Below are 18,089 nucleotides of genomic sequence, written 5' to 3' on the forward strand. Positions count from 1 at the left end.
CGTCCCGTGGTCCGGGACGTGCCGCGCGGCGGACGGGCGCCTCGCGGTTCACCGCGGGGCGCCCGCCGCTCAGGACCGGCTGGCCTTGGCGAGCCGCTGGATCGCGGCCGCGTAGACCTCGTCGGGGTCCAGCCGCCGCAGCTCCTCGGCCAGCAGCTCCGACGTCGGACGCCGGGTCAGGGCGACCCTGCGGTCCGGCTGGCCCGGACGCGAGAGCGTGGCCAGGTGGCCGTCGGTCCGCGTGACCACGATGTCGCCGTCGGCCGCCGACAGCTTCACCGAGGTGAGGCCGGGCCCCTCGGATTCGGAGACCTTCACGGACACGCCGAGCCGCTCGCCCAGCCAGGCCGCCAGCAGCAGGGCGCTGGCGTGGCCCGCCACCGCCTCCACGCCGCCCCGCTTGACCTTGCCCACCGGCTGGTCGAACGCGGCGGCCAGCAGGCTCCGCCACGTCGTCAGCCGGGTCCAGGCCAGGTCGGTGTCACCGGGCACGTAACCGCGGGCCCGGCCGACGATCGCCTTGACCGCGTCGCTCGCGGACCGCGCGTCGACGATGCGGCGCTGGGCCAGCATGCCGATCGGGTCCTTGGCCGGCACGTCCGGGCACTCGCCGGGCCACCAGGCCACCACCGGGGTGTCGGTGAGAAGCAGCGGGCTGACCACCGAGTCGGCGTGCCGGGTCAGCTCCCCGTACAGGCGCAGCAGGATCACCTCGCCCGGCGTGGACTCGCCGAACCGGATCTCGGCGTCGAGCCGGTTGGGCTCGCCCGCGTCGCGGGAGATGACGACGAGGATGCGGGAGGGGTGCTCCCTGGCCGCCTCGGTCGCCGCCCGGACCGCGTCGTACTGCTCGCTCTCGCCGCACACCACCACCAGGGTCAGCACCATGCCGACCGCGGGGGTGCCCATCTGGTGGCGCAGATGGGTGAGCTGCGAGGAGATCTTCGAGGCGGTCGTGCCGCTCAGCATGAAACTGGTCATCTACAGCCGCCTCCAGACGCGCCCGTCGCGGGCCATCATCTCGTCGGCCGAGGCCGGACCCCACGTGCCCGCCGGGTACTCCTCCGGCGGACCCTGGGAGCTCCAGAAGTCCTCGATCGGGTCGAGGATCTTCCACGACAGCTCCACCTCCCGCTGGTGCGGGAAGAGCGGCGGGTCGCCGATCAGCACGTCCAGCAGCAGCCGCTCGTAGGCCTCGGGGGAGGACTCCATGAACGACTCGCCGTAGGCGAAGTCCATCGAGACGTCCCTGACCTCCATCGCGGTGCCGGGCACCTTGGAGCCGAACCGCACCGTGATGCCCTCGTCCGGCTGCACCCTGATGACCAGGGCGTTCTGCCCCAGGATCTCGGTGTCGTCCTTGCTGAACGGCAGGTGCGGCGCGCGCTGGAACACCACGGCCACCTCGGTCACCCGCCGGCCGAGCCGCTTGCCGGTGCGCAGGTAGAACGGCACCCCGGCCCAGCGCCGGTTGGCGATCTCCACCTTGATGGCCGCGTAGGTCTCGGTGATGGAGTCCGGCGGGATGCCCTCCTCCTCGGTGTAGCCGATGACCGGCTCGCCGCCCTGCCAGCCGGGCCCGTACCGGCCGCGCGCGGTGGCCAGCGACAGGTCCGCCGGCAGCCGCAGCGCCTTGAGGACCTTCTCCTTCTCCCTGCGCAGCGAGTCGGCCCCGAACGAGGTGGGGTCCTCCATGCCGACCAGGGCCAGGAGCTGGATCAGGTGGTTCTGGATGACGTCGCGGGCCGCGCCGATGCCGTCGTAGTACCCGGCCCGGCCGCCGATGCCGATGTCCTCGGCCATCGTGATCTGCACGTGGTCGACGTACCCGCGGTTCCAGATCGGCTCGAACAGGTTGTTGGCGAAGCGCAGCGCCAGGATGTTCTGGACCGTCTCCTTGCCCAGGTAGTGGTCGATGCGGAACACCGAGCTCTCCGGGAACACCGCGCTGGTGATCGCGTTGAGCTCCTGGGCGCTCTCCAGGTCGTGACCGAAGGGTTTTTCGATCACGACGCGGCGCCAGGCGTCGTCCGGGCCGTCGGCCAGGTCGGTCCGCTTGAGCTGCTCGACCACGACCGGGAAGAACTTCGGCGGCACCGACAGGTAGAAACCGTAGTTGCCGCCGGTGCCCCGGGTCTGGTCGATCTCCTTGAGCATCATCGCCAGCGCGTCGAACGCGCCGTCGTCGGTGAACTCGCCCCGGCAGAAGAAGATGCCCTCCGACAGCTGCTTCCAGACCTCCTCGCGGAACGGCGTCCGCGCGTGCTCCTTGACCGCGTCATGGGTGAGCTGCGCGAAGTCCTGGTCCTTCCAGTCGCGGCGGGCGAAGCCGACCAGCGAGAAGCCCGGCGGCAGCAGCCCCCGGTTGGCCAGGTCGTAGATCGCCGGCAGCAGCTTCTTGCGGGCCAGGTCGCCGGTCACGCCGAACAGCACCAGCACGCAGGGCCCGGCCACGCGCGGCAGGCGCTTGTCGCGCGGGTCGCGCAGCGGGTTGGCCTCGATCACGGCGTCGGTGATGCCGACGCTGGAGGCGGCGGTGGCCGCCGTGGTCGTGTCCGTCCCCTTGCCGGGACTCTTGTGCCCCTTGTGCCCGCCCTGACCGTCGGAGGCGCTCGCGGCGTCCTTCTTGCCCTCCCCGGCGGCCGTGGGGGAACTGTCCTTGCTCATGCGAACCTCCCGCGTCCCATCAGACCTCCCTGGCGGCGGCCAGCAGGCGCGCGACGCCCGCGACGCGGTCGGTCAGGTGCAGTCGTACGGCCGGACGCCCGCGCCCGGTCAGCGCTCCCAGGTCGCCGAGCGCCTGGGCGAGCTGGAGGCGGCCCAGCGTGTACGGCTTGCCGGGCACCTCGACGTCGTCCTCCACGGCACCGGTGATCTGCAGGAACGCGCCGTTCTGCGGGCCGCCCTTGTGGTACTGGCCGGTGGAGTGCAGGAAGCGGGGGCCCCAGCCGAAGGTGACCGGGCGGTCGGTGCGGATGGCGAGCATCCCGCGCAGCGTGGCCGCGTCGGCCCCGCTCCACACGTCCGTCATCTCCTCGAACGAGGCGCCCTCGGCGTAGGGGGCGTCGAAGGCGGCCTCGCGGTCGAGGTAGGCCATCACCGCGAGGTAGCCGTCGGAGGGGATCGCCTCCAGCAGCCGGGTGAACACGTCGGAGAGGTCCTTGGCCTCGCCCTCCCCGGGCAGCTCGCCGTAGACCTCCACCGGGCCGTCGACCAGGATCGGCGTGCCGACCGGCAGCTCGGCCCGGTCGAGCAGCGTGGCGGTGTTCTCCTTGGACTCCGACACGTTCGGCTGGTTGAACGGGTCGATGCCCAGCACCCGCCCGGCCACGGCCGTGGCGTACTCCCAGACGAGGAACTGCGCGCCCAGCGGCCCGGCCACGGTCACCACGCCGTCGGTGTCGATCCCGGCGAGCAGTTCGTCCTCGGCGTCGCCCGGGTCGGCGCCCACCACCGGCAGGATGCCCCTGCCGGACTTGCCGGTGGACTCGGCGACGAGCTGCTCGATCCAGTCGGGCAGGCCGTTGATCTCCGACAGGCCGTCCTCGATGACCAGCTTGTCGCGTCCGGCGGCCGCGGCGGCCCCCAGGGCGGCGCCGAGGTCGAGGCCGGGGTTGCCCTCGGTGCGCGACAGCAGCGGCAGCACCTCGGCGGCGTCGTCGAGCAGCCGCTCGACGTCGGCCCCGGCCAGCGCGCTGGGCACCAGGCCGAACGCGGTCAGCGCGCTGTAGCGCCCGCCGACGTTCGGGTCGGCCAGGAACACCTGGTAGCCGGCCTCGCGGGCGCTGGTCTCCAGCGGCGAGCCCGGGTCGGTGACGACGACGATCCTGCTCGCCGGGTCGATCCCGGCGTCGCGGAAGGCCTTCTCGTAGATCCGCCGGTGGCTGTCGGTCTCGACGGTGCCGCCGCTCTTGCTGGCCACGACCAGGATCGTGCTCTCCAGCCGGTCCGACAGGGCCCGGCGCACCTGGCCGGGGTCGGTGGTGTCGAGCACGGTCAGCGGCACGTCGTCGGAGGTCGTGATGACCTCCGGGGCCAGGGAGGAGCCGCCCATGCCGGCCAGGACCACGTGGTCCAGGCCCTCGGCGCGGGCCCGGCGCACCAGCGCGTCGATCTCGGGCAGCAGCTCCCGGCTGGTGTGCGGCAGGTTCAGCCAGCCGAGGCGGACGGCCGCCTCGGCCTGGGCCTCGGCACCCCACAGGGTGGCGTCGCCGGAGGCCAGCGCCTGGGGAACTCCCTCGGCGGCGAGCCGCCCCGCGGTCTCGGAGGCAAGCTCGGTGAGGTCGTCCTCACCGAACGTCACGGACACTGACATGTGCTCCCTCACGCCTTCTTCAGCTCGGCGGAGACGGTCGCCAGCAGCTCGGTCCAGGAGGCCTCGAACTTGTCCAGGCCGTCCGTCTCCAGGAAGCCGACGACGTCGTCGTAGTCGATGCCGACCTCCTTGAGGGCGGCCATGGTGTTCCACGCCTCCTCGTAGGAGGAGCGGATCGTGTCGCCGTCGATCTTGCCATGGTCGGCGGTGGCCTCGAGGGTCTTCTCCGGCATCGTGTTGACCGTGCCGGAGGTGACGAGCTGGTCGACGTAGAGCGTGTCGGGGTAGTCGGGGTTCTTGGTCCCGGTGGAGGCCCACAGCGGGCGCTGCGGCCGGGCCCCGGCCTCGGCCAGCGCCTTCCAGCGGTCCGAGGCGACGACCTCCTCGAAGGCGGCGAAGGCCAGGCGGGCGTTGGCGAGCGCGGCCTTGCCCTTGAGCGCCGACGCCTCGGGGGTGCCGATCTTGTCGAGCCGCTTGTCGATCTCGCCGTCGACCCGGCTGACGAAGAACGAGGCCACCGACTCGATGCCGCCCAGCTCCAGGCCCTTGGCCCTGGCCTGCTCCAGGCCGGTCATCCAGGCGTCCATGACCGCGCGGTAGCGCTCCAGGGAGAAGATCAGCGTGACGTTGACGCTGATGCCCTCGGCGATCACCTGGGTGATCGCCGACAGGCCCTCGACGGTGGCGGGGATCTTGATGAACAGGTTGGGCCGGTCGACCAGCCACCACAGCGCGCGCGCCTCGGCGACGGTCTTGCCGGTGTCCTTCGACAGGCGCGGGTCGACCTCGATGGAGACCCGGCCGTCGGTCCGGCCGCCGCTCTCGTAGACCGGCTTGAGCACGTCGGCGGCCCAGCGGATGTCGTAGGTGGTGATGGCGCGCACCGCCTCCTCGACGTCCACGCCGCGGATCTTCAGGTCGTGGATCTGCTGGTCGTAGGCGTCGCCCTTGCTCAGCGCCGAGGCGAAGATCGTCGGGTTGGACGTGACGCCGACCACGTGCCTGTCGCGGATCAGGTCCTGGAGGTTGCCGGTACGCAGGCGCTCGCGGCTGATGTCGTCCAGCCAGATGGAGACGCCCTGCTCGGACAGTTTCCTGAGAATCTCACTCATGATCAGTTTCCCGTCGTCTCGCCCTTGTCGGCTCCGGTCTTGGCGAGGGTCGCCTTGGCGGCGGCGGCCACGCGCTCGGCGGTCAGCCCGAACTGCTCGTACAGGGTGCGGTAGGGGGCCGAGGCACCGAAGTGGTCCAGGCCCAGGATCACGCCCTCGTCTCCCACGAACTCGCGCCAGCCCAGCGGGATTCCCGCCTCGACGGCGACGCGCGCCTTCACCGAGGGGGGCAGCACCGACTGGCGGTAGGCCGCGTCCTCGGCCTGGAACCACTCCACGCACGGCATCGACACGACCCGGGTGGTGATGCCCTCGGCCTCCAGGAGCGTGCGGGCCTCGACGGCCAGCTCGACCTCGGAGCCGGTGGCGATCAGCAGCACCGACGGCTGGCCGTCGGAGGCGTCCTGCAGGACGTAGCCGCCGCGGGCGACCTTGGTGGCGTCGCGGGTGCCCTCGTAGACCGGCAGGTTCTGCCGGGTCAGCGCCAGCGCGGCCGGGCGGTCGTGGTGCTCCAGCACGACCTGCCAGGCGGCGGCCGTCTCGTTGGCGTCGGCCGGGCGGACCACGTCCAGGCCGGGGATGGCGCGCAGCGCCCACAGGTGCTCGATGGGCTGGTGGGTCGGGCCGTCCTCGCCCAGGCCGATGGAGTCGTGCGTCCACACGTAGGTGACCGGCAGCTTCATCAGCGCCGCCAGCCGCACCGCCGGGCGCATGTAGTCGCTGAAGACCAGGAACGTGCCACCGTAGGGACGGGTGCCGCCGTGCAGCGCGATGCCGTTCAGGATCGCCCCCATGCCGTGCTCGCGGATGCCGAAGTGCAGCGTGCGGCCGTAGGGGTGGCCGGGGAAGTCCTTGGTCTGGAACTCCTCGGGGATGAAGGACGGCTCGCCCTTCATCGTGGTGTTGTTGGACTCGGCCAGGTCGGCCGAGCCGCCCCACAGCTCCGGCAGCACCGGCGCGAGGCTGCTGAGCACCTCGCCGGAGGCCTTGCGGGTGGCGACCGAGGAGCCGATCTCGAACGTCGGCAGCGCCTCGCTCCAGCCCGCCGGCAGCCGCCGGGAGGAGATGCGGTCGAACTCGGCGGCGCGCTCGGGCTCGGCCTCGCGCCAGGCGTCGTAGCGGGTGTTCCACTCGGCGCGGGCGGCGCGGCCGCGCTCGACGACCTCGCGGGCGTGCCCCAGCACGTCGGAGGGAACCTGGAAGTCCTTCTCGACCTCCAGGCCCAGGATCTTCTTGGTGGCGGCGACCTCCTCGGCGCCCAGCGCCGAGCCGTGGATCTTGCCGGTGTTCTTCTTGTTCGGCGCGGGCCAGCCGATGATCGTGCGCAGCCGGATGAACGACGGCCTGCCGGTCTCGGCGCGGGCGGCCTCCAGGGCCTCATGCAGCGCCTCGACGTCCTCGACGTAGTCGCCGCTCTGCGTCCAGTCGACGGTCTGGGTGTGCCAGCCGTAGGCCTCGTAGCGCGCGACGACGTCCTCGCTCAGCGCGATCTGGGTGTCGTCCTCGATCGAGATGTGGTTGCTGTCGAAGACGACGGTCAGGTTGCCCAGCCTCTGGTGCGCGGCGAGCGCGCTGACCTCGTGGCTGATGCCCTCCTCGATGTCACCCTCGGAGGCGATGCACCAGATGTCGTGGTCGAACACGCTGGTGCCCGGCGCGGCGTCCGGGTCGAACAGGCCGCGCTCGCGGCGGGCGGCCATCGCCATGCCCACCGCGTTGCCCAGGCCCTGGCCCAGCGGGCCGGTGGTGGTCTCCACGCCCGCGGTGTGACCGTGCTCGGGGTGGCCGGGGGTCAGGCTCTGCCACTGGCGCAACCCCTTGAGGTCGTCCAGGCTCAGGCCGTAGCCCGACAGGTAGAGCTGGATGTAGAGGGTCAGGCTGCTGTGCCCGGCCGACAGGACGAACCGGTCACGGCCCGTCCACGAGGGATCCGACGGGTCGTGCCGCATGACCCGCTGGAACAGCAGGTAGGCGGCGGGCGCCAGACTCATCGCGGTGCCCGGGTGTCCCGAGCCCGCCTTCTCAACCGCGTCCATGGCCAGAGCCCGTACGACGTCGACCGCGCGGCGGTCCAGGTCGCTCCATTCAAGGGTTGGCACGAGTTCACTGCTCAAGTGCTCGATCTCCGGATCTTTAATCGTGTGATGATGGCACCGGTCTGGCTATTTCCCGCCCACACCGGACCCTAACGGTTTCGGGCGCGCCGTCGTGGCGCGGACGCTCCGGGGGCGGGCTCGCGGGATCCGTGACCGGCGCGGACGCCTTCCCCGGGGGGTGGCGCGCCGTGCCGCTTCCGTACCCCGTGCCAGGACCGGCCCCCCCTGCAACTACAGTGAGTCCTCAAGGCTGGCTGGTGCCCGCATTCACGGATCCGCTCTAATCAGAGGTTACGCGTTGACCCCGCACGTGCTGGAAGCGCCTTAGATGGTGCTCACCGACAAGCAATCGACGGCCCCGCGCGAGCCGGGCGCGACCCCGCACGCGGCGGGCGCGGCCCGCTCCCTCGGCGACGTCGTGAAGGCGTACGTGGCCCTGACCAAGCCGCGGATCATCGAGCTGCTGCTGATCACCACGCTGCCGGTGATGTTCCTGGCGGCCAAGGGCCTGCCGCCGCTCTGGATCGCCGTCAACACGCTGCTCTTCGGCACCCTGTCGGCCGGCAGCGCCAACGCCCTGAACTGCTACATCGACCGCGACATCGACGCGGCCATGCGCCGCACCCGGCGCCGCCCGCTGGCCCGCGACCTGGTGCCGCCCACCAACGCGCTGATCTTCGGGATCGTGCTGGGGGTCCTGTCGACCCTGGGGCTCGGCCTGACGGTGAACTGGCTCGCCGCGGGCCTGTCGCTGGCCGCGAACCTGTTCTACGTGCTGGTCTACTCGATGATCCTCAAGCGGCGGACCTCGCAGAACGTGGTGTGGGGCGGGCTGGCCGGGTGCATGCCGGTGCTGATCGGCTGGGCGGGCGTCACCGGGAGGCTCGACTGGGCGCCCGTGGTGCTCTTCGGCGTGGTGTTCTTCTGGACGCCCCCGCACACCTGGACCCTGGCGATGCGCTACAAGGAGGACTACGCCGCCGCCAAGGTCCCCATGCTGCCGGTGGTCGCCACCGAGCGCCGCGTGGTGATGGAGAGCATCGCCTACACCTGGGCCACGGTGCTCTGCTCGCTGCTGCTGTGGCCGGTGGCCGGGACCACCCTGATCTACCCGGTGGTGGCCGCCGTCCTCGGCGCCGCCTGCCTGTGGGAGGTGCACCGCCTCATGGGCCGGGTCAACGCCGGCAAGACCGGGGTGGACCTGCGCCCGATGCGTTTCTTCCACTGGTCCAACGCCTACCTGGCGCTGCTCTTCCTGGCCGTGGCGATCGACTCGATGTTCGTCTGAGCCTTCCGGGGCGTGCCGGAGTCCGGGCGGGACTGGGTGTTTCGTGGTAGTTCTCCGGATTTGAGGAGACGTTCCGGCTTTACGCGAGTCTTCGCAGGGCAGGGAACCGCGAGGGGCCGAGGGGCGGTGCCAGGGGAGGGCGCTCATGGTCACCGACGGCCGGCGGGGGCGGGATCGCGAGATCACTCGCGAGAACGGCTCCTCACCCGGTATTGTCACGGAATTCCGGACGGCCGTACGGGGCCGCCGGACCGTCGGCAGGGCGTGGGGGCCCCGCCGCCGGACGATCCGCCGTCCGGTGACCCACCCGGTGATCCGTGTCCGGCCGATCTCCGACGCCGGAGGTGGATTCCCCCTGTCTGAACCGTGGTGTGCGCCCCAGCGGTTACGGTTGCCACATGTCCAGCCGTGACCCCCGATGGGTGCTCAGGGACCGCCCGTCGCGCGCTCTGATCGCCGGGCTCGTGGCGACCGGGCTCTGCGGCCTGGTGTCGCTCTCCTTCGACGTGCTGAACGGCGACCCGGTCTACTTCTTCATCGCGCTCCTGCTGGCGCTGGCGCCCGTCCCGGTACTGCTGGCCGCGGTGCTGGCGCTGGACCGGATCGAGCCCGAACCGCGCGGCAACCTGATCTTCGCGTTCGCCTGGGGCGCGGGGGTGGCCGTCCTGTTCGCCGGAGTGATCAACTCCTTCAACCTCATCTACCTGGAGAGCACCGTCCAGCTGGGCTACGACTACGCGCGCAGCCTCACCGCCACGTTCGGCGCCCCCCTGGTGGAGGAGACGATGAAGGGCCTGGTGCTGCTGGGCCTGCTCAGGTTCAGGCGCGCCGAGCTGGACGGCCCCACCGACGGCATCATCTACGCCTGCATGGTCGGCCTCGGCTTCGCCATGAGCGAGAACGTCAGCTACTACGTGGCCGCGCTCGACGAGATGGGAGCGCAGGGCCTGGCGGTGACCGTCGTGCTGCGCGGGGTCCTGTCGCCGTTCGCGCACCCGCTGTTCACCTCGATGATCGGCGTCGCGGTGGCCTACGCGGCGCAGCGGAGCGGGCCGGGCCGGATCCTCGTCATCGCCGCCGGATGGATCGGCGCCATGCTGCTGCACGGCATCTGGAACGGTTTCGCCTCCTACGTCGGCATCATCGGCCTGGCCATCGCCTACGTGCTGCTGATGATCGTGCTGTTCGTCCTGATCTGGATCGTCTTCCGCGACCGCAAGCGCATCATCGGGCTCATCCAGGCCTACCTGCCCGCCTACTGGGCGACGGGACTGGTCTCCTCCGCCGACGTCGCGATGCTCTCCTCCCTGCCGGGCCGCCGTCAGGCCAGGCAGTGGGCCAGGGCGAACGGCGGGCGGGCCGGGTCGCGGGCGATGAGCGACTACCAGCTCGCCGCGACCGAGCTGGGCCTGCTCCACGAGCGGGCCAGGGGGCACGTGATCGACGAGCCCACCTTCAACAGCGAGCAGCGGGCGCTGCTGGAGTGCATGGCCGCCTCCCGCGCGCGGTTCCCGTCCGTGCCGCCCCCTCCGCCGCCTTCCGGCCCCGGCGGGCCGGCACCGGTGTACGGGCAGGGTCCGTAGCCTGACGGCGCTCGCCGGGCGGGGGCGTCGCAGCGGCCGGACGGGGGTGGCGGCCGAGCCGCGGCCGGTCCTTCGGAGGGGTCGCCTTCGGGCCGCCGTTTCCCGGGTGCGCTCACCCCGGGCGGAGCGCCGCCTCCAGGGTGGTCTCGCGCGGCCCGGGGAAGACGGGGGAGGAGTCCAGGACCACCGAGTCCAGGAGTCCCTTGGCCGCGGCGGCGAACTCGCGGGCCGCGTAGGCGTAGGTGGAGGCCCACCGTCGTGACGAGTCGTCGCCCACGCCGAAGGTCTCCAGGCCCGCGGTGCGGCAGAGCGCGACGGCCCTGGGCAGGTGGAAGACCTGGGTGACCACGGTCAGCCGGGTGGCGCCGAACACGGTACGGGCCCGCACGCAGGAGTCCCACGTGTCGAAGCCCGCGTAGTCCAGGACGAGCGCGTGGCCGGGGATCCCGCGGGCGATCAGGTAGTCGCGCATCACGGTCGGCTCGTCGTACCCCACCCGGCCGTTGTCTCCCGACAGCAGGATCGCCCTGACCCTGCCCGCCCGGTACAGCTCTGCGGAGATGTCCAGGCGCCTGGCCAGCATGGGGGAGGGGGAGCCGTTGAAGGCCGCCGCCCCCAGCACCAGTGCCACCGGTGCCCGGGGCACGTCGGCCGTCCAGCCGGGCGAGGATTCGGCGACCAGGCGGTGTCCGGAACTGGCCAGCCAGACCCAGGTCAGCGGGGCGATCGCCAGGACGCTCAGCAGCACGGCACCCTGGTAACAGAGGCGGAGAGTCCGCCGTGACGGTGACATCCGGCCATTCTCCCGGCCGTACGGGAGCGAGGTCGAACCCGCGAGGTCAGAGCGGGGTGGAGCGGGGCCGGCGTGGGGCGGGTGCGGGGTGGCGGTCGGTGCGAGGGCGGGCGGGGAGGGGCCGGGGTCAGGCGGGGACGCGGTCGAGACGGCCGGGCCGGTCGGTGCCGCCGGTCCCCGCAGGCTCGGCGGGGACGTGCGGGCCGGTCGCGAACAGCACCCGCAGGGCGCAGACCCAGACCAGGGAGGCGCCGAGCACGTGCAGGTTCACCAGGGCCGCGGGCACGCCCGTGAAGTACTGGACGTAGCCGACGAGGCCCTGGGCCGCCTCGACGGCCAGCAGCGTCCACGCGGTCCGGCGGGCGCGCCCGGAGGCGCCGGTGATGTGCAGGGCGAACGCCAGCGCGAAGGTCAGGCCGACCGTCACGTAGGCGATGTCGGCGTGGATCCGCGCCACGGTCTCGATGTCGAAGCCGAACCGGGAGGCCATCTCGTCGCCGGAGTGCGGACCGGTGCCGGTCACCACCACGCCCGCGACGACCAGGACGAACACCGACGCCACCAGGGCCCGGGCGAGCGCGCGGACCTCGCGGCGGACCGGCCGCCCGGGACCCTCGTGCCCGGTGGCGGGCACCTGCGCCCGGGAGCGCGCGTACAGCGCGTACGCCGCCGCGGTCATGCCGATGGAGACCACGAAGTGCACGCTCACGGTGACCGGGTTGAGCGCGCTGCGCACCACCAGGCCGCCCCAGATTCCCTGGAAGGCCACGCCGATCGGCTGCAGCCAGGCCAGCAGGACCAGGTCACGGCGCCGGGGCGCCAGTCGCAGGGCGGCCAGCAGGCAGGCCACGGCGACGACCAGCACCACGAAGGTGAGCAGCCGGTTGCCGAACTCGATCGCCATGTTGATCGGCGAGATCTCGTCGTGGGCCATCGGGACGAAGCTCTCGGGCGTGCACCGGGGCCAGGTGGGGCATCCCAGTCCCGAGCCGGTGACCCGCACCGCCGCGCCCGTGACGGTGATCAGGACGTTGACGACCACCGCCGCCAGCGCCCAGCGGTGCACGGTGGGGAGGGTGGGCGGGCCCACGATCCGCGCCGCGCTCAGGACACGCGGGCCGGCCAGGGCGAGGAGGTGCTTCACGGCTCATATGGTAGGCGGCCGGGCAGGCGGTCCCGTGACGGCCCCCGGCGGCCCCCGGCGGCCCTGCCCCTTCCCGCCGTCGGCCCCGCTCTCTCCCCCACGGCCTTCCGGCCGGCCCTTCGGCCCGTCCGTGACATTCGCGGGGCCGTGGCGGGCTCGTCGGGACGGCGGGGGAACCGGCCGGGCGGGGGAACGGCGGGGGGCGGATGCGGCCCCGTAATGTCTGATTTGGTGCATTGATCCGTTTAAAGGTATGTGACATAGTACTGACGGATCCGGGCTTCGGGAGCGAGGTGGAACATGCCGGACGTGGTGGTCATCGGGGCCGGGGTCGTCGGCGCGGCCTGCGCCTACTACGCCGCCCGCGCCGGACTCGACGTGGTGGTCGTCGACCGCGGGCCCGTGGCGGGCGGCACGACCGGGGCCGGTGAGGGCAACATCCTGGTCTCCGACAAGGAACCGGGGCCCGAGCTGGACCTGGCACTGCTCTCCAACCGTCTCTGGCGCGACCTGGCCGGGACGGGGAGCGGGACGGCGACCGAGGCCGGGGCGGGAACAGCGTCAGAGACGGTGACGGCGGCGGCGATCGAGGCCGGGGCGGGAACCGGATCAGGAAAGGCGACCGGGACCGGGGGCGTGGCGGGACGGGAGGCTCCCTCCGGTGGCGGGTTCGAGTTCGAGGCCAAGGGCGGCCTGGTGGTCGCCGAGACCGACGAGGTCCTGGAGGCGCTCACCGGCCTGGCGGCCGCGCAGGGCGTCGAGCACGTCCTCGCCGGCCCCGGGGAGCTGCACGACTACGAGCCCCACCTGGCCCGGGGGTTCGCCGGAGGCGTGTTCTACCCGCAGGACGCCCAGGTCCACCCCATGCTGGCGGCGGCCGGGCTCATCCGGCTCGGCGCCGAGCGGTTCGGCCGCGGCGCCCTGATGCTGCGCACCGGCGTCACGGTGACCGGCTTCGTCCACAGGGGCGGCCGGATCGCCGGTGTCACCACCGACCAGGGCGAGATCCTGGCCGGGGCCGTGGTCAACGCCGCGGGCACCTGGGGCGGCGAGATCGCCGCGCTGGCCGGGGTACACGTCCCGATCCTGCCCCGCAGAGGGTTCATCCTGGTCACCGAGCCGCTCGCCGGGCCGCTCGTGCGGCACAAGGTCTACACCGCCGCCTACGTCACCGCGGTGGCCAGCGACTCCGCCGGGCTGGAGACGTCCGCCGTGGTGGAGAGCACCCCGTCGGGGCCCGTGCTCATCGGCGCGAGCCGGGAGCGGGTCGGCTTCGACCGCACGGTCTCCGTCCCGGTGCTCGAACGCCTCGCCCGCCAGGCGGTGGAGCTGTTCCCGGCGCTGGCGGACTACCGGGCGATCCGCGCCTACTGCGGGTTCCGCCCCTACTGTCCCGACCACCTGCCGGTGATCGGCGAGGATCCCCGGGCGCGGGGCCTCTACCACGCCTGCGGCCACGAGGGCGCGGGCATCGGCCTGGCCCCGGCCACCGGTCACCTGATCGCCCGCCTCCTGGCGGGGCTGCGTCCCGAGCTGGACCTCACCCCCTTCCGCCCCGACCGCTTCACCGAGGAGGCGTCGTGAATCCCGTCGGCAGTGCCCGCGAGGGAGACGGCCCGCCGTGCGGGGGCCTCGCGAAGGACGCTCTCGTACGGGCCGTTCCCGTCCGGGGCGCTCGCGTTCTTCCTTTCGTACGGGTCACGCCCGTCCGGGGTGCTCGCGTCCTCCCCTTCGTACGGGCCGTTCCCGTCAGGGGCGCCCACGTCCTTCCCGTGCGGGAGACGGGCGCGACCGCGGGGGACGTGCGATGAGGGGGCCGTACGACCTGGTGCGGGCGCGGCCCGAGCCGGAGTTCGAGATCGGCGTGGACGGCACCGCCGTCCCGGTGGTCCCCGGCCAGACGATCGGCGCCGCCATGCACGGCGCGGGCATCCGCTCCTGGCGGACCACCAGGTTCGGCGGACGCCCGCGCGGGCTGTTCTGCGGCATCGGGGTCTGCTTCGACTGCCTGGTCACCGTGAACGGCGTCCCCTCGCTGCGCGCCTGCCTGACCGAGGCCCGTCCCGGGGACCGGGTGACCACAGGCGGTGCCGGCGGTGCCGGCGGCTCCGCCGGCGACGAGGGGGAGAACGGACGGGAAGGGGCGGTGAGCGGCCCGTGACGCGGATCCACGACCTGGCCGTCGTCGGTGCCGGCCCCGCCGGGGTCGCCGGCGCTCTCACCGCCGCCCTGTCCGGGCTCGACGTGGTCCTGCTCGACGGCGCCTCCAGGCCCGGGGGCCAGTACTTCCGGCGTCCCGCCGAGGGGTTCCACGCCGGCCGGCCCGGTGCGCTGCACCACGGCCTCGACGGGTTCACCCGCCGCTGGGAACTGCTCGGGGAGCGGGCCGAGGTGCTGCTGCGCCACCGGGTGTGGGCGGCCGGGCGCACCGCAGGGACGATCACCCTCCACTGCCTGGAGGGCGACCGCGAGGAGCGTCCCCGCACGGTGACCGCGCGCGCCCTGCTGATCGCCACCGGCGCGTACGACAGGCCGCTGCCCTTCCCCGGCTGGGACCTGCCGGGCGTGCTCACCGCCGGGGCGGCGCAGGCGTTGCTCAAGGGGGATCTGGTCCTCGCCGGGCACAGGATCGTGGTCGCCGGTACCGGGCCGTTCCTGCTCCCGGTCGCCGCCGGCCTGGCGGACGCGGGGGCCCAGGTGCTCGGCGTGTACGAGGCCAACAGCGGGTTCGGGCTGGCCGCGCACCCGCTGCTCGCGGCCGGCCGGATGGGGGAGGCGCTGGGGTACGCGGCGCGCCTGGCCCGCCACCGGATCCCGTACCGGGGACGCCGGGCGGTGGTCGCCGCCCACGGACGGGACGTGCTGACCCACGTCACCGTCGCCACCCTGGACGCGGAGTGGCGGCCGGTCGCGACGAGGACCGTCGAGTGCGACACCCTGGCCGTCGGTTACGGCTTCGTCCCCCAGCTCGACCTGCCGGTCCAGCTCGGCTGCGCCACCCGCCGCGACCACGACGGCGGCGCGGTCGTCGCGGTGGACGCGGGCATGCGCACCAGCGTGCCCGGGGTCTACGCGGCAGGGGAGAGCACCGGTGTCGGCGGCGCCGTCCTGGCCGAGGTGGAGGGCCGCCTGGCGGGCCACGCCGCGATCGCGGACCTGGGCCGACCCGTCCCGGCCGTTTCCGTTCCCGCGGTCCCGGCCGGTTCCGTGTCGCCCGATCCCGCGCTGACCCGCCGCAGGGACCGGCTCGCCGCCTTCGCGCGCGCCCTGCAGGAGGCGTACCCGGTAAGGACCGGCTGGCAGGACTGGCTCCGCGACGACACGCTCGTCTGCCGCTGCGAGGAGGTGTCCCTGTCGGCCGTACGCGAGGCCCAGGCCATGGGCGCCGCCGACGCCCGCTCCGTCAAGCTGCTGGCGCGGCCGGGAATGGGCTGGTGCCAGGGCCGGATCTGCGGCTACGCGATCGCCTGCCTGGCCGGTGAGGACCTCGCGCCGGCCCGGCGCCCGATCGCCCACCCGATCCGTCTCGGCGCCCTCGCGACGCCGACCGGCCCTCATCCTCCCGATTCCACCGGCGAGCCCGACTCCGCCGGAGAGTCCGGTTCGACCGGTGAGATCGACCCATCGGAAGACCCGGCCTCACCGCGAAACCCGGCTCCGCCGCCAAGCCCGACCTCACCGTGAAGCCCGACCCCGCCGGAGAACCCGACCCCCTCGGGGAGCCCGGCCCCCACCGGAAGGACGAACAATGACGACCCGCGTGAAACCCTGGCACGGAGTGACGGTGGCCACCGCGCTGCCCCTGAACGAGGACCTCTCCGTCGACCTGGACGGCTACGCCGGGCACTGCCGGTGGCTGGTCGACTCCGGCTGCGACGGCGTCGTGCCGAACGGGTCGCTGGGGGAGTACCAGACCCTGACCCCCGAGGAGCGGGCCTCGGTCGTGGAGACCGCGGTGGCGGCCGTCGGCGGTGACCGGGTGATGCCGGGGGTCGCGGCGTACGGCTCCCTGGAGGCCCGCCGCTGGGCCGAGCAGGCCGGTGAGGCCGGATGCCGGGCGGTGATGCTGCTCCCGCCGAACGCCTACCGCGCCGACGACCGTACCGTGGTGGAGCACTACCGGGAGGTGGCCGCGGCGGGCCTGCCGGTGGTGGCGTACAACAACCCCTTCGACACCCGCGTCGACCTCACCCCCCGCCTGCTGGCCACGCTGTACGGCGAGGGGCTGATCGTCGGGGTCAAGGAGTTCAGCGGCGACGTCCGCAGGATCTACGAGATCGCCGAGCTCGCCCCCGGCCTGGACGTGCTCGTCGGTGCCGACGACGTGATGCTGGAGCTGGTCACCGCCGGTGCGGTCGGCTGGGTCGCCGGGTACCCCAACGCGCTGCCCGTCTCGACCGTGGCGCTGTACCGGGCGGCCGCCGAGGGGGACATGGCCACCGCGCTGCCGCTCTACCGCGCGCTGCACCCGCTGCTGCGCTGGGACTCCCGGCCGGTGTTCGTCCAGGCGATCAAGCTCTCCATGGACCTGGCCGGACGTCCCGGCGGCCCGTGCCGCCCGCCCAGGCTCGCGCTCGTCGGCGAGCAGGAGGCCGCCGTGCGCGCGGACACCGAGAAGGCGCTGGCCGAGGGCCTGCGATGACCCCGCCCTTCCACGTCCCCTCCGTCCAGCCCGTCCCCGTCCCGCCCCTGAGGGGACCCCTCTCCCGCGAGGAGCGCCCATGAGGACGAAGCGGGTCTTCCACGCGGTGGACTCCCACACCGAGGGCATGCCCACCCGGGTGATCACCGGAGGGGTGGGGGTCATCCCGGGCTCCACCATGGCCGAGCGGCGCGAGCACTTCCTGGCGAAGATGGACCACGTCCGTACCCTGCTCATGTACGAGCCGCGCGGCCACTCGGCGATGAGCGGCGCCATCCTGCAGCCCCCCACCCGGCCCGACGCCGACTACGGGGTGCTCTACATCGAGGTGTCGGGCTGCCTGCCGATGTGCGGTCACGGCACCATCGGGGTCGCCACCGTCCTCGTCGAGACCGGGATGGTCGAGGTCGTCGAGCCGGTCACCGTCATCCGGCTGGACACCCCCGCCGGGCTGGTGGTCGCCGAGGTGCGGGTGGAGGACGGCGCCGCCGTCGAGGTGACCATCACCAACGTGCCCTCCTTCAGCCTGGGCCTGGACCGCGTGGTCCGGGTGCCCGGCATCGGGGAGGTCGTCTACGACCTCGCCTACGGCGGCAACCACTACGCGATCCTGCCGATCGAGGCGGTGGGCCTGCCGTTCGAGCGCTCGCACAAGCAGGAGATCCTGGACGCGGGCCTGGCCGTGATGGGGGCGATCAACGAGCAGGACGAACCCGTCCACCCGCTGGACCCCGGCATCCGGGGCTGCCACCACGTGCAGTTCACCGCGCCCGGCTCCGACGCCCGGCACTCGCGGCACGCGATGGCGATCCACCCCGGCTGGTTCGACCGCTCGCCGTGCGGCACCGGCACCAGCGCCAGGATGGCCCAGCTGCACGCCAGGGGAGAGCTTCCGCTGGACGCCGACTTCGTGAACGAGTCGTTCATCGGCACCCGGTTCGTCGGGCGGCTGGTGGAGGAGACCCGGGTGGCGGACCTGCCCGCGGTGGTCCCGACCGTCACCGGGCGGGCGTGGATCACCGGTACCGCGCAGTACTTCCTCGACCCCTCCGACCCGTTCCCCGCCGGTTTCCTGCTCTGAACGCCCGCTCGTCGCCGCCCGCCCCGGCTCGACGG

At 73.0% G+C, this 18,089-nt stretch carries 14 protein-coding genes; 7 read left to right on the forward strand and 7 right to left on the reverse strand.

Annotated features, from left to right (window positions below):
- Nucleotides 1-69 precede the first annotated feature (69 nt).
- Genes ACLQ2R_RS14970 through tkt form a run of 5 tightly spaced genes read right to left on the reverse strand, consistent with a single transcriptional unit; the run spans nucleotide 70 to nucleotide 7,463 of the window.
- A complete protein-coding gene (locus ACLQ2R_RS14970; RefSeq protein WP_425960094.1) occupies nucleotides 70-981 on the reverse strand; it encodes a glucose-6-phosphate dehydrogenase assembly protein OpcA in 912 nt (303 codons plus the stop codon).
- Nucleotides 982-2,667 carry a glucose-6-phosphate dehydrogenase gene (gene zwf, locus ACLQ2R_RS14975; RefSeq protein WP_425960095.1) on the reverse strand — a complete coding sequence of 562 codons (1,686 nt, stop codon included), beginning with the start codon at nucleotides 2,665-2,667 and terminating at the stop codon, nucleotides 982-984. It abuts the gene before it with no gap.
- Nucleotides 2,668-2,686: 19 nt separating this feature from the next.
- Complete coding sequence (locus tag ACLQ2R_RS14980) at nucleotides 2,687-4,315, reverse strand: glucose-6-phosphate isomerase (protein ID WP_425960096.1); 1,629 nt, start codon at nucleotides 4,313-4,315, stop codon at nucleotides 2,687-2,689.
- Between the two features lie 8 nt (nucleotides 4,316-4,323).
- Nucleotides 4,324-5,427 carry a transaldolase gene (gene tal / locus ACLQ2R_RS14985; RefSeq protein ID WP_425960097.1) on the reverse strand — a complete coding sequence of 368 codons (1,104 nt, stop codon included), beginning with the start codon at nucleotides 5,425-5,427 and terminating at the stop codon, nucleotides 4,324-4,326.
- Between the two features lie 2 nt (nucleotides 5,428-5,429).
- Nucleotides 5,430-7,463, reverse strand: a complete 2,034-nt coding sequence (gene tkt, locus ACLQ2R_RS14990; RefSeq protein ID WP_425960462.1) for a transketolase — start codon at nucleotides 7,461-7,463, stop codon at nucleotides 5,430-5,432.
- Between the two features lie 388 nt (nucleotides 7,464-7,851).
- On the opposite strand from tkt, the gene ACLQ2R_RS14995 reads away from it, so the two are divergent.
- Nucleotides 7,852-8,811: a heme o synthase gene (locus ACLQ2R_RS14995; protein ID WP_425960098.1), complete on the forward strand. Its 960-nt coding sequence runs from the start codon at nucleotides 7,852-7,854 to the stop codon at nucleotides 8,809-8,811.
- A gap of 398 nt (nucleotides 8,812-9,209) precedes the next feature.
- Nucleotides 9,210-10,394, forward strand: a complete 1,185-nt coding sequence (locus tag ACLQ2R_RS15000) for a PrsW family intramembrane metalloprotease (RefSeq protein ID WP_425960099.1) — start codon at nucleotides 9,210-9,212, stop codon at nucleotides 10,392-10,394.
- Nucleotides 10,395-10,506: 112 nt separating this feature from the next.
- Here ACLQ2R_RS15000 and ACLQ2R_RS15005 read toward each other — a convergent pair whose 3' ends face one another.
- Both ACLQ2R_RS15005 and ACLQ2R_RS15010 read right to left on the reverse strand, forming a co-directional pair.
- Nucleotides 10,507-11,142: a SanA/YdcF family protein gene (locus ACLQ2R_RS15005; protein WP_425960100.1), complete on the reverse strand. Its 636-nt coding sequence runs from the start codon at nucleotides 11,140-11,142 to the stop codon at nucleotides 10,507-10,509.
- A gap of 172 nt (nucleotides 11,143-11,314) precedes the next feature.
- A complete protein-coding gene (locus ACLQ2R_RS15010; protein ID WP_425960101.1) occupies nucleotides 11,315-12,331 on the reverse strand; it encodes a COX15/CtaA family protein in 1,017 nt (338 codons plus the stop codon).
- A gap of 300 nt (nucleotides 12,332-12,631) precedes the next feature.
- On the opposite strand from ACLQ2R_RS15010, the gene ACLQ2R_RS15015 reads away from it, so the two are divergent.
- From ACLQ2R_RS15015 to ACLQ2R_RS15035, 5 genes are all read left to right on the forward strand, one after another.
- The gene (locus tag ACLQ2R_RS15015) at nucleotides 12,632-13,915 is read left to right on the forward strand and encodes an NAD(P)/FAD-dependent oxidoreductase (RefSeq protein WP_425960102.1); all 1,284 of its coding nucleotides are present in this window, start codon (nucleotides 12,632-12,634) and stop codon (nucleotides 13,913-13,915) included.
- Nucleotides 13,916-14,138: 223 nt separating this feature from the next.
- Nucleotides 14,139-14,492, forward strand: coding sequence for a (2Fe-2S)-binding protein (locus tag ACLQ2R_RS15020; RefSeq protein WP_425960103.1), 354 nt, complete (start codon nucleotides 14,139-14,141; stop codon nucleotides 14,490-14,492).
- Complete coding sequence (locus ACLQ2R_RS15025; protein WP_425960104.1) at nucleotides 14,489-16,015, forward strand: NAD(P)/FAD-dependent oxidoreductase; 1,527 nt, start codon at nucleotides 14,489-14,491, stop codon at nucleotides 16,013-16,015. Before ACLQ2R_RS15020 ends, ACLQ2R_RS15025 begins: the two co-directional genes overlap by 4 nt.
- A gap of 64 nt (nucleotides 16,016-16,079) precedes the next feature.
- The gene (locus tag ACLQ2R_RS15030; protein WP_425960105.1) at nucleotides 16,080-16,973 is read left to right on the forward strand and encodes a dihydrodipicolinate synthase family protein; all 894 of its coding nucleotides are present in this window, start codon (nucleotides 16,080-16,082) and stop codon (nucleotides 16,971-16,973) included.
- A gap of 79 nt (nucleotides 16,974-17,052) precedes the next feature.
- Complete coding sequence (locus ACLQ2R_RS15035; RefSeq protein ID WP_425960106.1) at nucleotides 17,053-18,054, forward strand: proline racemase family protein; 1,002 nt, start codon at nucleotides 17,053-17,055, stop codon at nucleotides 18,052-18,054.
- Nucleotides 18,055-18,089 lie beyond the last annotated feature (35 nt).

The sequence above is a fragment of the Streptosporangium sp. DT93 genome, from assembly GCF_049844535.1.
Taxonomy (GTDB): Bacteria; Actinomycetota; Actinomycetes; order Streptosporangiales; family Streptosporangiaceae; genus Streptosporangium.

Excerpts from the sequence above, each read along its gene's own strand:
- ACLQ2R_RS15020 (WP_425960103.1), top strand. The coding sequence starts at position 14,139 with ATGAGGGGGCCGTACGACCTGGTGCGGGCGCGGCCCGAGCCGGAGTTC.
- ACLQ2R_RS15000 (WP_425960099.1), top strand. The coding sequence starts at position 9,210 with ATGTCCAGCCGTGACCCCCGATGGGTGCTCAGGGACCGCCCGTCGCGC.
- ACLQ2R_RS14995 (WP_425960098.1), top strand. The coding sequence starts at position 7,852 with ATGGTGCTCACCGACAAGCAATCGACGGCCCCGCGCGAGCCGGGCGCG.
- ACLQ2R_RS15015 (WP_425960102.1), top strand. The coding sequence starts at position 12,632 with ATGCCGGACGTGGTGGTCATCGGGGCCGGGGTCGTCGGCGCGGCCTGC.
- ACLQ2R_RS15030 (WP_425960105.1), top strand. The coding sequence starts at position 16,080 with ATGACGACCCGCGTGAAACCCTGGCACGGAGTGACGGTGGCCACCGCG.
- zwf (WP_425960095.1), bottom strand. The coding sequence starts at position 2,667 with ATGAGCAAGGACAGTTCCCCCACGGCCGCCGGGGAGGGCAAGAAGGAC.
- ACLQ2R_RS15035 (WP_425960106.1), top strand. The coding sequence starts at position 17,053 with ATGAGGACGAAGCGGGTCTTCCACGCGGTGGACTCCCACACCGAGGGC.
- tkt (WP_425960462.1), bottom strand. The coding sequence starts at position 7,463 with ATGGACGCGGTTGAGAAGGCGGGCTCGGGACACCCGGGCACCGCGATG.
- tal (WP_425960097.1), bottom strand. The coding sequence starts at position 5,427 with ATGAGTGAGATTCTCAGGAAACTGTCCGAGCAGGGCGTCTCCATCTGG.
- ACLQ2R_RS14980 (WP_425960096.1), bottom strand. The coding sequence starts at position 4,315 with ATGTCAGTGTCCGTGACGTTCGGTGAGGACGACCTCACCGAGCTTGCC.
- ACLQ2R_RS14970 (WP_425960094.1), bottom strand. The coding sequence starts at position 981 with ATGACCAGTTTCATGCTGAGCGGCACGACCGCCTCGAAGATCTCCTCG.